General features: G+C 55.9%; 13 protein-coding genes. 7 read left to right on the top strand and 6 right to left on the bottom strand.

Annotated features, from left to right (window positions below; genetic code table 11):
• Positions 1-12: 12 nt before the first annotated feature.
• Complete coding sequence (gene rfbB, locus N675_RS11450) at positions 13-1,056, bottom strand: dTDP-glucose 4,6-dehydratase (protein WP_051914686.1); 1,044 nt, start codon at positions 1,054-1,056, stop codon at positions 13-15.
• 619 nt (positions 1,057-1,675) lie between these two features.
• Between rfbB and N675_RS13815 the strand changes: the two genes are divergently transcribed.
• From N675_RS13815 to N675_RS11470, 4 genes are all read left to right on the top strand, one after another.
• Complete coding sequence (locus tag N675_RS13815) at positions 1,676-2,875, top strand: HD domain-containing phosphohydrolase (RefSeq protein WP_231578030.1); 1,200 nt, start codon at positions 1,676-1,678, stop codon at positions 2,873-2,875.
• Between the two features lie 65 nt (positions 2,876-2,940).
• Complete coding sequence (gene trmD / locus N675_RS11460) at positions 2,941-3,708, top strand: tRNA (guanosine(37)-N1)-methyltransferase TrmD (protein WP_051914688.1); 768 nt, start codon at positions 2,941-2,943, stop codon at positions 3,706-3,708.
• A complete protein-coding gene (locus tag N675_RS11465) occupies positions 3,705-3,977 on the top strand; it encodes a GlsB/YeaQ/YmgE family stress response membrane protein (protein WP_422396429.1) in 273 nt (90 codons plus the stop codon). Before trmD ends, N675_RS11465 begins: the two co-directional genes overlap by 4 nt.
• A gap of 14 nt (positions 3,978-3,991) precedes the next feature.
• Complete coding sequence (locus N675_RS11470; RefSeq protein WP_038040058.1) at positions 3,992-4,726, top strand: ABC transporter ATP-binding protein; 735 nt, start codon at positions 3,992-3,994, stop codon at positions 4,724-4,726.
• A gap of 64 nt (positions 4,727-4,790) precedes the next feature.
• On the opposite strand, the gene N675_RS11475 is transcribed toward N675_RS11470, so the two are convergent.
• Positions 4,791-6,683, bottom strand: coding sequence for a peptide ABC transporter substrate-binding protein (locus tag N675_RS11475; protein WP_038040059.1), 1,893 nt, complete (start codon positions 6,681-6,683; stop codon positions 4,791-4,793).
• A 219-nt stretch (positions 6,684-6,902) separates the two neighbouring features.
• Between N675_RS11475 and N675_RS11480 the strand changes: the two genes are divergently transcribed.
• From N675_RS11480 to N675_RS11490, 3 genes are all read left to right on the top strand, one after another.
• Entirely contained in the window at positions 6,903-9,248 is a 2,346-nt protein-coding gene (locus tag N675_RS11480) for an FtsX-like permease family protein (RefSeq protein ID WP_051914689.1), read from the top strand.
• Entirely contained in the window at positions 9,241-10,218 is a 978-nt protein-coding gene (locus tag N675_RS11485) for an efflux RND transporter periplasmic adaptor subunit (protein WP_038040060.1), read from the top strand. Before N675_RS11480 ends, N675_RS11485 begins: the two co-directional genes overlap by 8 nt.
• 124 nt (positions 10,219-10,342) lie before the next feature.
• Positions 10,343-11,623, top strand: coding sequence for an ATP-binding protein (locus N675_RS11490; RefSeq protein WP_038040061.1), 1,281 nt, complete (start codon positions 10,343-10,345; stop codon positions 11,621-11,623).
• A 76-nt stretch (positions 11,624-11,699) separates the two neighbouring features.
• Here N675_RS11490 and speE read toward each other — a convergent pair whose 3' ends face one another.
• From speE to N675_RS11510, 4 genes are all read right to left on the bottom strand, one after another.
• Complete coding sequence (speE, locus tag N675_RS11495; protein WP_051914690.1) at positions 11,700-12,647, bottom strand: polyamine aminopropyltransferase; 948 nt, start codon at positions 12,645-12,647, stop codon at positions 11,700-11,702.
• Positions 12,640-12,990, bottom strand: coding sequence for an adenosylmethionine decarboxylase (gene speD / locus N675_RS11500; protein ID WP_038040062.1), 351 nt, complete (start codon positions 12,988-12,990; stop codon positions 12,640-12,642). Before speD ends, speE begins: the two co-directional genes overlap by 8 nt.
• Positions 12,991-13,426: 436 nt before the next feature.
• Positions 13,427-15,043, bottom strand: coding sequence for an N-acyl-D-amino-acid deacylase family protein (locus N675_RS11505; RefSeq protein ID WP_038040064.1), 1,617 nt, complete (start codon positions 15,041-15,043; stop codon positions 13,427-13,429).
• Positions 15,036-15,731, bottom strand: a complete 696-nt coding sequence (locus N675_RS11510; protein WP_051914691.1) for an HAD family hydrolase — start codon at positions 15,729-15,731, stop codon at positions 15,036-15,038. The genes N675_RS11505 and N675_RS11510 overlap by 8 nt, the downstream gene beginning before the upstream one ends.
• Positions 15,732-15,752: the final 21 nt, after the last annotated feature.

The raw sequence follows: 15,752 nt of genomic DNA on the forward strand, positions 1-15,752 counted from the left end.
CTCCGCAGGGCACTAGCCCATGCGTTGGCGGGAGCCGTAGTTTCGCGCAGCATACGCAGCGAATTCCCCTTGCTTCATCGGTTCCCACCAGTCGCGTCGCTGCTGGTACCAGGCAACCGTTTGGCGTAATCCTTCCTCAAACGAGACAGTTGGTCGCCAGCCAAGAGCCATCAGTGCTTGCGGATCGACAGCATAACGCCGGTCATGGCCAGGCCGATCAGTGACATAGGTGATCCACTCGTCCGAGCAGTGTAAGAGGCGCAAGATCGCACGGACAACCTCACGATTTGGGCGATGATTTCCAGCCCCGATGTTATAAATCTGGCCCGGCTGACCATCCGCCAGGGCAAAGGCGATTGCTCGACAATGATCAGTCACAAAGAGCCAATCGCGCTCTTGCAAGCCATCGCCATAGATTGGCACCGGTTTGCCTTCAAGAACATTGGTAATCGCCAGTGGAATGAGCTTCTCTGGGTGCTGATACGGGCCATAGGTATTTGCGCCTCGCGTTACGACGACAGGCAAGCCATAGGATGCATAGTAAGACAAGGCGAGGAGATCAGCTGCAGCTTTGCTTGCCGCATATGGATTGCGCGGGCGTAACGGCGCTGCCTCATTCACAGCGCCGACAAGGACCTCGCCGTAGACCTCATCCGTACTCACGTGCACAAAACGCCGAACGTGATAGGCGAGCGCAGCATTCAGCAAGACCTGTGTTCCCAGGACATTGGTCTGGATGAATGGTGCTGGCTCGAGGATCGCGCGATCGACATGCGTCTCAGCCGCGAAGTGCACAACGGCGTCACATCCAGCCATTGCTGCCGCAACAGCCTTAGGATCGGCAATATCGCCTTGGATGAACGTGACAGCGGGAGCACTGAGCTCATCCGCGAGATTCGCAAGGTTACCCGCGTAGGTCAGCTTGTCAAGTACCCGTATTTCGGAAATCCCGGCAGCGAGGAGAAGACGCACGAAGTGACTGCCAATAAAGCCAGCGCCTCCCGTCACTAACACACGGCGAAATGTTTGAAGTTTGTCCGTTACATCCTGCACCATGGACCTGCCCGCCTAGACAGCCAACCACCGTAGGAGAAGGCTACCAAAGCGCTGCCCACAGCGACGAGCGGGCACATGCGCAGCCGTCATGACTTTTCTCCTAGCCATTATGTCCAAGCTTCCTAGCCCTTTTGTCTTGTCTTGATAGGACTAAAGACTACACTACAAAGTGACACTAGTACTCAATCGACAGGCGAGAGTACTAGAAAAGAGAGAAGGCTCTGTATACTGGAGGGAAGGGGGATCACTTCCATGAAGTGGAAGAGCTGGAAGTGGGGCTAATTGTCGCGAACGAGGGCTAAGACCTGGTAGTGGGTATTATGCCAGGAGAGGGCGCCATCTCGATTTCTTTAAATCGAGTGGCGCTTTTCTTTTTGGGGACTTTCCTACCATAGCAAAACATGACGAAAATACCAGCAATTCATAGCTGAAGACCATAGACGCTGCTATCACAAAGCTCTACAATGAGACACTGAGTAAGGTAAGGATTGCCATTGCGTATTCAAGTATGCGACGCAAAACAAGCCTGATTATTGCCGTAACTATGCTCGTAGCTTTAACAGGGGGGCTGCTCGCAGGAGTAGGCCCCTACCTATGGCAGCCGATCTGGTCCCCCCTAATGGTTTTTGCCGCACTTGTCCTGTGTGCTGGCATTGTCATTGGCGATAGCCTTACGATCTTCTTTCCAGTGAAGCAATTTGACTTAGGCTTCAATGTGTCCTCAGCGCTAAACTTCGCCGCTGCGCTCTCCCTTGGTCCTTTGTGGGGGGCGATCATCGCAATAGCAGGGTCAACACTTAATGATCTGCTTGAGAAGCGAGCCCCTATTAAGATGATAGTTAATGCCTCGAATTATGGATTGCAGACCTTTATTGCAGGTTGGATATATTACTCCTTTGCCAACCCGCAACTCAGCCCGCTTGACGGCAAGCACAATTTCGTGATTATGCTCATCGCAGCTGCTGCTGCAAGCATCACACAATCTGTCGTCTTAATTACAGTAGTCTCTTTAGCTATCGGAGCAGATTTCTTTACCCTCTGGCGGAAAACTACGCTTAGTATGGTCGTTGAGTTTCTTGCTATGCCGACCCTTGGTGCACTTTATCCCGTGCTTGCACATCAAAATCCACTAGCGCTCGTGTTAATGATCATTCCCCTTGTCGGGCCATACTTAGCCTTCCGCAATTACTACAAGCTCCAACAAGAGACACGTGAGACGTTTGAATTACTCGCCGATCTCCTCGATAAGCGCGACGTCTATACCTCAGAACACTCGCAGCGAGTCACGAAACTTGTGGAAAAGATCCTTAATCAATTCCCGGATTTGCCAAGCGCACAACGCGAGACGATCATCGCTGCCGCGCGCATCCATGATCTTGGCAAGATTGCGATCAGTGATGCTGTCTTACTGAAGCCTGGTCGACTAACCGAAGAAGAATTTGAAGCCATCAAGCAACATCCGATTGAGAGTAGTGAGATCTTAGGGCGGCTGACCCCATACCGTGAAATCGCACTCATTGCCCGGCATCATCATGAACGATGGGATGGGACTGGCTATCCCGACGGGCTTGCTGGAGAACAGATCCCCTTTGGGGCACGCGTTATTGCGGTCGCCGATACCTATGACGCGATGACAAGTAACCGGAGCTACCGGCGTGCTCGCTCCCACGAAGAAGCGATTGCCGAGATTCGTCGTTGCGCAGGAACCCAATTTGACCCCGTTGTTGTTGAGGCATTTCTGCGAGCAGTAGGCGCAAATGAACCAGTCCCCGCGCATACACCTGCGACAACTGTCCAACCATCGATCGTTGATTCCTAGCGACAACGCCAAGCCCAAACCACGCCATTTCTGGTAGGCTCTCCTCTAGCAGTGGAGGGTCGCGCGTGCGCTTTGACGTCTTTACTATTTTCCCTGGTATGTTTAGTGGTCCACTGAGCGAAAGCATTCTCCGGCGCGCTCAAGAGCGCGGGCTTGTCAGCGTCCATCTCCACAATATCCGTGATTGGACCACTGACAAGCATCGCTCAGTCGACGATGAACCCTACGGCGGCGGGGCAGGCATGGTCATGATGGCGCCGCCAATTGTCCATGCAGTTGAAGACGTGCTCGGCGCAGAATTGCACACCACGCCCGTGATTTTGCTCACCCCCTCAGGCGAGAGATTTACCCAAGACATTGCCCGTGAGCTTGCACAATTTCCCCGCCTCGCCCTTATCTGCGGGCGCTATGAAGGGATTGATGACCGAGTACGGATTATCCTCAACGCACGAGAACTCTCGATTGGTGATTACGTGCTCACCGGCGGAGAGCTAGCGGCTGCCGTTATCATCGATGTTGTCGCAAGACTGATACCAGGGGTGATTGATCCGGAATCGCTGGCTGAAGAATCGTATAGCTCGGGATTACTGGAATATCCACAGTACACGCGCCCACCAGTCTTTCGTGGACTTGCAGTCCCGAGCGTATTACTGAGTGGGAATCATGCGAAGATTGCTGAATGGCGGCGTCAGCAAGCACTATGCCGAACCAAGGCTCGGCGTCCAGACCTTCTCCAGCGTGCCAATCTCACACCGCGCGACTGGAAACTGCTTGCGGAATGCCCCCCTGATCCGTTTGCCCATCCTGAAATGGCAGAGAGGACGGAGTCGTGACCCTGTCGATGTTCGTCGTTGGCTCATTGTTTGGCTGGCTCCTCGTTGGCCTCCTCGCGGGATGGCTCGCCGGCCTCATGACTCGAGGACGAGGATTCGGCTGTCTTGGCAACATTGCTATCGGCCTTGTCGGTGCGATCATCGGTGGCTATCTGTTCTCGCGACTCGGCTTCCATGGACCAGTCGGCTTCTTTGGCAGTGTTTTGATTGCAGCCATTGGCGCAGCACTCTTACTGGTTGTGCTCTCAGTACTCCGCGGCACGTCATAGACGCAGAGTAGACCATGTTTGAGGCAAACAGCAGTCCACTGATTGAACTTGACCATGTCTCGAAGATCTATCGCCAAGGTCAACGTGACTACTGGGCGCTGCGTGACATTACACTGAGCATTCCCCGGGGAAGCTGGTATGCAATCATGGGGCCGTCGGGCTGTGGCAAATCGACATTCCTCAATCTCCTTGCAGGCATCGACCGGCCAACGAGTGGGATCGTGCGTGTAGCCGGCACAACGCTGAACGGACTCAGCGAAGAGGCGTTGACCCGCTGGCGTCGCCACACTGTCGGTATTGTTTTCCAATTTTTTCAACTGCTGCCAACGCTGACAGTGCTCGAGAATGTGGAACTCCCCCTGATCTTTGCCGGAACGCGACAAGCGCGAAAGCGAGCACAACTGCTTCTGGACCGTGTCGGCGTAGCCCATTTAGCTGATCGTCTTCCGCCAACACTCTCTGGCGGCGAACAGCAACGTGTTGCTATCGCCCGTGCGCTCGCCAACGATCCACCGCTTATCCTGGCCGATGAGCCAACAGGCAATCTCGATTCAGCAGCCAGTGAGCAGGTAATGCAGCTTTTCCAAACTCTTTGGCAGGAAGGGCGGACAATTGTCCTCGTCACCCACGATTCAGCCGTTGCCCAGTGGGCACAGGCTACCGTGCATCTCCGGGATGGCCAGATCATCGATCTCGTTGAGAACAGCGCAGGACAGGGAACCCCCGAGCACGTACCGCATTACGGATAGCAAACGCCCTGCCAGGAAACTCCCCTGGCAGGGCGCTCATCATGCCTCTACAGCGCAACGCCGTCTACGAGGTACGCTTCCACTCGCCAATATTCCAGAGATCTGACTCCCAGGTTGACGAGCGATAACCCGTGAGCGTCTTCGAAGCCGCTGCCACGCTCGCTCGATGGACGAGCGGAATTTCAACGACATCGGTCACGCTGATGCGATTCACCTCACGGAACAATTGGATTTGCTTATCAGGATTCATTTCGCTCTTCAGCGAATCAATGACCTTGTCCATATCGGGGTTCTTATACCGGGTGATGTTGTCGCCAGACCAGTTATTGGCCTTGCTGGCAATGCGTGATGAATGGTAGCGCTGTGTCCAGCTGTAGGGATACAGCGACGATGGGCCATTGGTGTACATCTCAATGTCGGCATAGAAATGGGCATACGTGTCAGGATTGCCAGCTTCCGAGGAGAAGAAGACCTTGGAATCGATGCTCTTGAGATCAACCTTGAAGCCGATCTTTTCAAGCGAGGCTTTCACAATTTCCTGGGTTCGCTGCCGAATTTGGTTAATCGAAGTTTGGTAAAGGATTTGGAGCGGCTTGCCATTGTAGACGCGTACACCATTGGGACCCATCTTTGCCCCAGCCTCATCGAGCAGCGCCGCAGCCTTATCGAGGTTATATTCCCACTTGAGATCAGGATTCTTGTACTTCTCAGGGGCATTGAGGTTATTCGCAGTTGTCTTGCCAGTCTGACCATAGAGCTGATTGACAATAACATCACGCTGGATAGCTAATGCCAGCGCCTGACGAATCTTGGGATTGCTGAAGAACGGATGGGGCACATCGGGCTCCGAGCGCGCACCGTCCTTTTCCGTATTCGGATCAGCAAAGTTGACCATAATCCGTTCTGTGCCGGTCCCTGGCCAAATGACAAGCTTGCCTTTGCCTGCCTGTTCGAGCTGCTTGAGGACAGTCGCCTCGACCTGCAGATTCCAGGCATAGTCGTACTCACCGGTCTGGAGAACTGCCCGCGCAGCACTCGTGGCATCGCCACCGCCTTTGAGCTCAATGCGGTCGAAGTATGGCTGCCCCGGCTGCCAGTAGTCCTGGTTAATCTCATAGACGACGACGTCACCAGGATTGAACTGCACGACCTTATAGGGCCCGGTACCAATCGGCTTGAGGTTAAATGGCGCGTTCCGGGCATTTGCCCCAACATAGTCCTTCAAGACATGCTGCGGCAAGATGAGGCCCAAAAGACCAACAAACGGGCCAAACCAACCCGGCGTCGGCTGCTTAAAGTACACCTTAACCGTGTAGTCATCGAGGATTTCGACACGGTCAACCGGCTCATAGGTGGCATACGTTGTCGCTGCCGTCGCCTTATTCGATGCAAATTCAAAGGTAAACTTCACGTCATTTGCCGTAAATGGCTGGCCATCGTGCCACTTCACACCCTTGCGGAGTTTCCAAACGACCCACATGCCCTGTGGATCGAGCGTGCCTTTGTCAACACTCGGAATCTCAGTTGCCAGTCTCGGCTCAAGCTCTTCCTTTTCATTCACATAGGCAAGCGCCTCAAAGACAACATTTGACGCATCAAAATCCTTGGTTCCTTGCGAGAGGTGTGGGTTGAGGATCGTTGGCGCTTGCCACCAGAGTAACTTCAGCGTCCCACCACCACCGCGTTTTCCAGTGCCGGCCGTCGGCGTCGTCCCGGCAGCAGCTTGCAGAGTCGGTGAGGCAGCACTCGCAGCCTTCGTTGGGGTTGTTGTTGCTTGAGTTGCTGGAGTTGCTGGCGCAGCTGTTGGGGTCGCATTCCCGCCGCCACCACATGCCGCAAGCAGCGCCGCGATTGTCGGGGCACTCAACCCCAGGACAGCGGCTCGTTTGAGCAGCTCGCGGCGAGAGATCAAACCAGCGAGCGCTTCGGCACGGAGTTGTTCAACGAGCTTCTCCATGGACTATCCCCCTCCTCCAAGTAGGTTCTTATACGATCCCTAACCCAGCACCGCTGGCACGACTCGAACGTCTTGCCATGCATATACAAGGCGATACATTACAGGAAACCGTAACAATGATGCAAGGGGCTGGCTCGGCTGAAGTACCATCGGCGAAGAGACTAAAATTGGAGCGTATTCGCCGGTGGATGGGCGAATTCGGCCGGAAAGCGTACCCGAATGGTGAGTCTTGCTCTCAAGAAAGCCTGGCGCGATTTTCGTGCGCGTCCATTGCGGAGCTTATTAACCGCCATTGGCATTACGCTCGGAGTCAGCGTCCTGATCGCCGTCCTGGTTACCGGGCGACTGCTCGTTGAGGCCCAGCGTGCCACGTACGCGCAAACATATCAGCCTGATATTACAGCCTATGCCTACCCTGCAACCCCAGCACTGCTCAGCGTTGTAGCCCGCCGCGAGAACGTGGCAGGGGTTGAAAGTCGCGCCGTGCAATTCACCCGACTGATCGTCGGCTCTCGCCGTCTCTATGCCCAGTTGACTGGCGTCGACGATTTCTCGCACATGCAGCTTGATGTTCCGACCCTGATTACCGGACGCTGGCCAGAGCATGGGGAAGTTGTCGTTGATATCACCGCCAGAGCCCTCATTTCGCTGCACCTTGGTGACCTCATCGCCCTCCAGCCAACGCCCGGCGATCCAATAACCTACGCTCGTGTCGTGGGCTTCGTTCGCGCCCCAGCGACACTTGCAGCAAGCATTGGCAATCAGATCATTCTGTACGCTCCCGCGCGTGATGTTCGAGCCAACCTTGGTATAGCAAGTGACAATACGTTGTTGATCCGAACCGTACAACCCTCGCTCGCTGGCACAACCGCACAGGAACTCCAACGCTTCGTTGCCCGGCGCGGAATCAGCACCGGCGGCTGGACGGTGCGTGATCCACGAGAGCTAACCGGCAGCCGTGAGCTGCAAACACTTCTTGCATTACTGCGCGCATTTTCGCTTTTGGCACTCGGTATCAGCGTTTTTCTTGTCGCGAACACCATTGCGGCAATCTTGCTTGAAGAGCGGCATGTCCTTGGCGTGCTCAAAGCAATTGGCGCATCGCATCATGCAATCGCGATCATGGTTCTCGTCCAGGCAGCGCTGTTTGGCCTTCTCGGTGCGATTGCCGGACTCGGTAGCGGAATCCTGCTTGGACGTGCCATCACAGGCTACCTGGCGAATCTCGCTGGTCTGCTCCTGCCGGCTTATCACTTCCAGATTGTCGACGGCGCTCTTGCGCTTGCGGCGGGAATCGGTGTAAGCCTGCTCGCAGCCGCGCTCCCTTGCTGGCAAGCCTTGCGCACGCCTTCGGCTCTGCTCCTCAGGGAAACACAGCAATCAACAGGACGTTCACTTAGCATCGGCACACAGATACGCGCTCACGAGCGGACGTTCTTTTTGCTTGTGCTTGGTGCTCGCAACCTCTTCCGACGGCTTGGCCGCGCGACGATCACGGCCCTGATCGTTGCAACAGCAGCTGCTGCCTTTGCGAGTAGCCAAACGGTCTCGCTTTCCATCGATCGGACAATTGCTGGCCTCTACGATCGCTACCGCGCCGAAGGATGGGTCCTTTTCGGACAACTTGCCCCAACGAGCTTCGCGACGCAACTTGAACGCACTGATCCGGACATTCTACATGCAGAGGCCTGGGAACGTACCTCGGGTGCTATTGGGAGTGTTGCAACAGATATTTGGGGGGTACCAGCAGAGACGACGATTTACCAACCTCACCTCGTTGCCGGAACGTGGCTCCGACCAGCACTACCAATGGCTGCCGTGCTGACGCAAAACTTGGCGCAACGTGTTGGCGCGCAGGTCGGTAGTGTCGTGCGACTCGATATGGATCGACAGTCCGTACTCATCCAAGTTGTGGGCATTGTTGACGATGACAGCACGTATCTGGGTGCAACAACGGTGGGCAAAGTCTTTCTTCGTGCCAACGACCTTGAGCGACTTCAGGGACACGGAGGGCATGCACGGCTCTTTGGGCTTCAACTCTTGTCGAGCGCTCCCCATGCTGTTGACACTGCCTTAGAGGGCCTGGAACAACAGTACCGCTCTCTTCGTCCGATTACGCTTGCGATCTATCAGGACCAAGAAGTAGCCAAGCAAGTTATTGCGATTCTCGCGCTTCTCTTGCGCGCTATGGTGCTCATTGTGCTCGTGATCGGTATTGCTGGCATTGCAAATACCCTTCTCCTGAACCTCACAGAGCGGCGACGCGAGGTCGGCATTCTGCGTGCACTCGGGGCGAGCACCGGCCAGCTGCTCCTCCTGATTACCGGTGAAGGACTTGGCATGGGCATCATTGGGCTGACACTCGGCTTAGCCGCGAGCTACCCGATCGCCCAAGCGCTCATAGCGCAAGCGGGGGAGCGCCTCTTCCGCATTCATCTCGCGCTCTCATTTGCCACTCCACTGCTTGCCTGTGCGTTGACGCTGACTGCTGCAGCACTGGCAAGCATCGGGCCTGGGTTCGTTGCGGCTCGTCTTCGCCCAGTTGAGGTCTTGCGTTATGAATAGACGCTGGATCATTGGGATCGTTGCTGTCCTACTCCTTGTCGGGATCGGCAGCGTGCTGATTGTCCGCAATCATCGCGCATCGTCGGGATCAATCTGGACAGTCAAGCGCGGAACACTGGAAGGAACGATCGAGCTTGATGGACGCATTGCAGCATTGCACCCCATCACGGTCACAAGCAGTATTGACGACCGCGTCCAGATTGTTGCTGTGACACCAGGAGACACGGTTCAAGCCGGGGATATTCTGGTCCAGCTCGACCGCAGACCCATTGATGAGCAAATCATGCAGGCAAAGCAGCAGCTTGAGCAGGCAGAAGCAGCCCTCTCAAGCACCCTTCAGAATACACAAGCCAGTGCTGAAGAGAAGGTGCATGCTGAAGCACAACGCCGGAATGCACAAGCTGCCTATGATCAAGTTCGTGCGAATCTGGCCAAAACCCTGATCGTTGCCCCCGCTGATGGCATCGTCACAGACGTTAACGTCAGTCCTGGAGCACCGGTGAGTGCCGGTGCTGTTGTTGTGACTCTCGCGGCATTCAATGACCTTGGTGTAACGGTAACCATGGACGAGACCGACATCCGCTACCTGAGCACTGGCCAACCCGTTGAGGTGACGGTCGATGCCTTCCCAGGCCAAACATTTCCAGGGACCATCAGCCGCATTAGCCAAGCCGCTCAACAGCAAGGAGGCGTCACGAGCTTTACTGGTCAGGTTGCACTCACACCACAGCCGAATGCGCCGTTACGTCCTGGCATGACCGCTACAGTGCGAGTCCAGGCCATTCTTCGTCGTGATGTGCTCCTTGTTCCAGAGCGCGCATTGCACACTGTCGGACAGCGCACGTTTGTCACCGTTATTGGACCGAACGGCCAGCAGAGTGAGCGTGAAGTGACAGTGGGCTTGCGCAGCAATGGGATGGCGGAGATTGCTGCCGGGCTGAGCGAAGGCGAACGAGTGCTCCTCCCGTAACATAATCACCCCATCTTTAGTCCTGGTCATGACTGAGAAACGTTCCCTATCACGCATCCGCGCCTTACGGTCGATAACGCGAGATGGGGGAAATACTGACTGTGAAGAGCAGGCATGGTATCGCATGACGCTGAATCCGACTGTTCCCTTGGCCACCTTACTACCACCAGAGCCAGCATCATGTGAGGAGACTGGACTCGAGACCAGCTTTCTGCTTGATCTGCTGCTGAAGTTGCTCTACACGCAGGGAGCATTGCCTGCCTATGTCCTCGTCGAACAACTCTGCCTACCCTACCCGCATGTGGTTGAACGTGTGCTGAGCCAAGCCAAGCGCGAAGAACTCATCGAGGTGACGGGAACAAACGGGCTCGGAGAACTTGGCTATCGTTACAGTCTCACCAGCCAGGGAACACGCCGTGCACGCGAAGCTCTCGAACGGAACGGCTATATTGGCCCAGCTCCCGTACCCTTTACCGCCTACCTTGAAGTCGTACGGGAACAATCGCTGCAAAGACTGCGGGTACAGCGCGACGCACTGCTCGCCGCACTCGGTGGCCTACATTTTGAACAATCCCTTCTTGAACAACTCGGCCAAGCGCTCAATAGCGCGCATGCAATTTTCTTGTACGGCAAGCCAGGTAACGGGAAGACAGCGCTCGCGCAACGCTTCGCCGCTATGTTTGGCGGCACGGTTCTTATTCCGCATGCAATCATCATTGACCAGCAAATTATCCGGATCTTCGATCCGCACGTTCACCATGCCATCGAGTTGCCGCGGCGAACGATTGGCGATCGGCGTTGGGTACGGTGCGAGCGTCCAAGCGTCCTCGTTGGCGGTGAATTGACACTTGATGCATTCGATCTGAAGCCTTCGTCCCAACCAGGAGTCATGGAAGCACCAATCCACCTGCGCGCGAATAACGGCGTCCTCATTATCGATGACTTTGGGCGACAAGCATTCCAGCCCCAGGCACTCCTCAACCGCTGGATCATTCCTCTCGAAGAGCGCCGAGATTTCCTGACACTACGCAATGGCAAGCAGATCGAGGTTCCATGGGATGGTCTGCTCGTCCTCTCAACGAACCTTTCACCATCAGCGCTTGCCGACGAAGCTTTTCTGCGAAGAATTCCAGCTAAGATCGCCCTCGGCAACCCTTCAGTACAGCAGTTTGCAAAGATTTTTGAGGATCAGTGTCGAGCATTTGGCATTCCGTTTGACCCAACAGGCTTGGCCTATCTGTTACGTACGCACTATGTGGGCAAACGGGAGCTTCGGGCATGTCACCCGCGTGACATTCTGCGTAACCTTGTTGGCGCAGCACAGTTTCTTGGAATTGAGCCGCGCTTAACACCAGCGCTGATTGACCGTGCGTGCCAGACCTATTTCGTCGATCACGCGCGTTAGGTAGAAAGCAGGCCTGCCCCCGTCACGTTGGTACGGTGTGGCAGGCTCTTCTATGATGTCGAAGATAGGAGAGGCGCTACGGCTGAAAGCCCGGGAAACGGAGATTGACTTCGGGCATAAGTGGATGGGTCTCAGCAGGCCGACCAGCAGCCAGCGATTCGTCAAGAAATTGCTGTAAAAAGACCGGCAACTGGAACGCCGCGCGGTGCACCGCCGGGCTGTAGTAGCGACACGCCGAGATACCGCGCTCGTTCATACGTGCAAGGAGCACAGCCTCGTCAACCGTTGCCGGATCAATCGATCGAGCGCCAAGAGTAAAGCTCCAGGCTCCATCATAGGACTGCACCGTCGTAAGGTATGTGCGAGCGATGGGCAAGACGCGCCGCAGGAGAATATAGGTCGCAGCCGTTTGAGCCGGAAGCAGGAATGGCGATTCAGTTTGCTGGACAACGATCCCGTCATCCGTCAGCATATCAGCAAGTGCCTGATAAAACTCACCAGCAAAGAGCACAGCACCGGGTGTTGTGCCAATCGGATCAGGTCCATCGACGATGATAATGTCATAGCGGGACGGGCGAGCTTGAACAAACGCAAATCCATCCTCAAACCGCAGGTCAACACGAGGATCATCAAAGGCATTGGCGTGAATCGCTGTCAAGTGGCGACGGCAAACCTCAACCACATCGCGGTCGATCTCCACCATCGTCACGCGCTCGACCGTATTGTGCTCAAGCACCCGCCGCAATGCTCCCCCATCGCCGCCGCCGACGATCAGCACCTGCCGTGGCGCAGGGTGAGCAAGCATCGCTGGATGGACGAGCATTTCATGGTAGCAAAACTCATCGCGTTCGGCCGTCTGGATAACGTTGTTCAGAACCAGCGCCCGGCCGAACAGCACCGTATCAAGAACCGCAATCTCCTGGTAGGGCGACGTCCGCCGCTCCAGCGTCTCCCGAACTTTAAGCCAAATACGTTGACTTGGCACTTCAGGGTCGTCAGTATGCCACAGACCACTATCAATCAACGATGACCCCCCTCGTCACTTGCATCACCTCCATCCGCTCCGGATTGAAAAACTCGCGGAGCACTGGGACAGCCGCATCCGGCTGTGTGTGTTCGCCACACGTGAAAATATCAACAGCAGCATAGCCAAGCTCTGGCCATGTGTGAATACTTAGGTGTGACTCCGAGAGGATGGCGATGCCACTCACACCGTTATACGGTTCCCAGGGGAAAATCTGGAGGTCGCGGAGCGTCGCACGGGTTGCTTTCACCGCTTCGCGCAAGGCTTCCTCGATCTTGGGAAGGGAGTCAATATTTTTACATCCCCAGAGCTCGACAATCACATGTCGACCCAGGCTCTTCACTCCCCCTATACCTCCGTTTACTTAGCGAGATCACCCCCCAACGCCCTGTACCACAACTGGGCGCGAACAACGCTCTATCATAGCGCATGAACCCCGAAATGGCAAGCAGGCACCCAGCAGATGGAAGACAAACGAGCACAGTACGGCGATCACCGACCGCTACGCATACTCGTAGCAACGCCAGAGAAGCCTTAGAGCACCCTTCTTGACAAGAGCGGCCTTGTTGCCATTACCGATGACATAACAGAACAGCAAACGTAGCTTGTAGCCAGGCATGATCGAAACGCACAGCCCCAGTAACACACGAGGTTGTCCTCGTTATGTTAACATGCTATACTTGCGGTGAGGGCGGAGCAGATCCCCCTGCCCGTCCTAACCCCAATCCCTTCCCTTCCCTTGGCGCGGAGCACTCTGTCCCCCGGTGCTCCGCGTCGTATTATTCGGGGCACCCAGCAACACCCCAACGTAACACGCGTCCTGGCCGAGCGCCAGTGTGTTGCCCATAGGCAACGACTGGCACGCCATTAACCAGTACCCACTCAATGCCACATGGATACTGATGGGGATTTGCCCATGTCGCCCGCTCCGCAACCGTCGCAGGATCAAAAACGACGATGTCCGCTCGATAACCTGCAACAAGTCGACCACGTTCTTTCAGTCCGAGGCGCATCGCCGGCAACGCCGTCATCTTACGCACCGCTTCGGGCAACGACAGGACACGCTCATCGCGGACATAGTGGCCAAGCACACGGGGGAACGTACCATAGGCACGCGGATGCGGCTTACCACGCGACAGCGGGCCATCGGCAGCAAGCGCCGAGCCATCTGAACCAACCATCACCAGCGGATGCTGCAAAATCGTGCGGACATCCTCTTCGCTCATCGCGAAACGGATGATGCTGACTTCGCCACCAGCTTCTTCCAAGAGTTGCAAGGTCAGCTCGCTCGGATCAAGCCCGCGTTGCGCTGCTATGTCGGCAAGCGATTGTCCCTCAAGCGAGGGATCTGGTGCAAAGGAGGCAATAATCAGGTCAGCGAATGTGCATCCCCGCAAGAGCGGCACCCAGCCATCAACGCCTTCGGTTATCTGCTGTCGTATCAGCGCACGCTGTGTTAGATCCTGCAGCCGCCTCAGGAGTTGTGGTATGCCACCACTCAGCGCCCAAGGCGGCAAGACTGCTGTAAGCGTTGTACTGCTCGCAACATAGGGATATTGGTCGGCCATGACGTCAATGCCGTCGCCTCGGGCCTGTTCAAGCAACCGGAGTAACGCTGGGGCACGGCCCCAGTTCTGCCGACCAGTGGCCTTCAAATGGGAGATCTGGACCGGCACGCCAGCCTGCCGTCCAATGGTTATTGCCTCGTCAATGGCCTCAGCAACCGTATCGCCTTCTCCGCGAATGTGGCTGGCATAGATGCGGCCCATTTCGCGGAGCACGCGAGCCAGTGCAATCAGTTCTTCGGTCTGAGCGTACATACTCGGAGCATAGATCAGTCCTGTCGAAAGACCAAGCGCCCCCTGCTCCAACTCAAGACGAAGTCGTTCTTGCATTTGCCGCAGTTCGACTGGCGTTGGCGGTCGTTGCTCAGTCCCCATGACTGCGGTACGAAGTGAGCCATGGCCGACCAGAAAAGCAACGTTGAGCGCGATTCCGCGCTGTTGGAGCTTGTCCATGAATTCACCAGTCGTCTGCCATGTCCATTGCTGCAGTTCATCATCAACCGGTGCAAGTGCACGTAATCGAGCCTCAACCACTGGTGTTCGTGGGCCAGGCGACGTGCCACAGTTACCGACAACTTCGAGCGTTACTCCCTGCATCACTTTGCTCATTGCCCGGCCGTCAACGAGGAGAGGCAACTCAGAATGGGTGTGAATATCGATAAACCCGGGGGCGACAGCTTTGCCGGTTGCATCAATGACTTGCCGTGCAACCGCACTCTCGAGCCGGCCAATGTGCACGATGCGATTCCCTTCGATCGCGACATCAGCAACGAACCCAGGCCGCCCACTACCGTCAAAAACCGTGCCGTTGCGAATAAGCAGGTCAAGCACGGTGCTCCCTCTCCTCTCGTGATGGACGGTTCAGCATGGCCGATCGATGTAACCAGGGTAACAGCGCATCGAGCCGCGGTAAAAGCACGTCGGCTAGTGCGAGTCCTGGCAATTCGGCGGTATAGCGGTTTGGTACCGCGACACAAAAGAGGCCGGCCGCTTTCGCAGCAGCGATGCCAAGCGGAGCATCTTCAATGGCGAGCGTGGAAGACGGTGAGACACCTAACTGTTGCACCGCAATCCGATAGCAGTCTGGAGCAGGCTTTCCGCGTGCCACATCATCGCCAGTCACGATAGCGGCAAAGGAAGCATAGCGGGTCAAGAGCGGCAAAAGGCGCTCCACATAGCGACGATGGCCAGATGTTGCCAAGCCAAGTGGTACGCCTTGCGCTGCAAGCTCAACGAGCGTTTCCGCAACACCGGGCATCAGGGTAATGCGCTCAACATAAGAGTCAAAGAAGACTGCCTCGCGCTCTGCAAGGAGTGCCGTCGGATCACACGGAAGGTGAAAGTAGTCCACAATCTTCCGCGCAGAATCTCGGACCCGAAGGCCAAACAGTTCACGAACGAGACCTTCATCGAGCGCACATCCGTATTGCGCCAAGACATCGTTCCAGGCAGCAAGCTGTGCAGGCTCACTATCAACCAGTACCCCATCAAGATCAAAAATCACCGCAGAGAGATGCAAATCACACTCCTTCGCCCCGTC

The sequence above is a fragment of the Thermorudis peleae genome, from assembly GCF_000744775.1.
Lineage (GTDB): Bacteria > Chloroflexota > Chloroflexia > Thermomicrobiales > Thermomicrobiaceae > Thermorudis > Thermorudis peleae.

Coding starts and splice junctions, on each gene's coding strand:
- N675_RS11470 (WP_038040058.1), top strand. CDS start 3,992: ATGTTTGAGGCAAACAGCAGTCCACTGATTGAACTTGACCATGTCTCG.
- N675_RS11475 (WP_038040059.1), bottom strand. CDS start 6,683: ATGGAGAAGCTCGTTGAACAACTCCGTGCCGAAGCGCTCGCTGGTTTG.
- N675_RS11485 (WP_038040060.1), top strand. CDS start 9,241: ATGAATAGACGCTGGATCATTGGGATCGTTGCTGTCCTACTCCTTGTC.
- N675_RS11480 (WP_051914689.1), top strand. CDS start 6,903: ATGGTGAGTCTTGCTCTCAAGAAAGCCTGGCGCGATTTTCGTGCGCGT.
- rfbB (WP_051914686.1), bottom strand. CDS start 1,056: ATGGTGCAGGATGTAACGGACAAACTTCAAACATTTCGCCGTGTGTTA.
- N675_RS11490 (WP_038040061.1), top strand. CDS start 10,343: ATGACGCTGAATCCGACTGTTCCCTTGGCCACCTTACTACCACCAGAG.
- N675_RS13815 (WP_231578030.1), top strand. CDS start 1,676: ATGGTTTTTGCCGCACTTGTCCTGTGTGCTGGCATTGTCATTGGCGAT.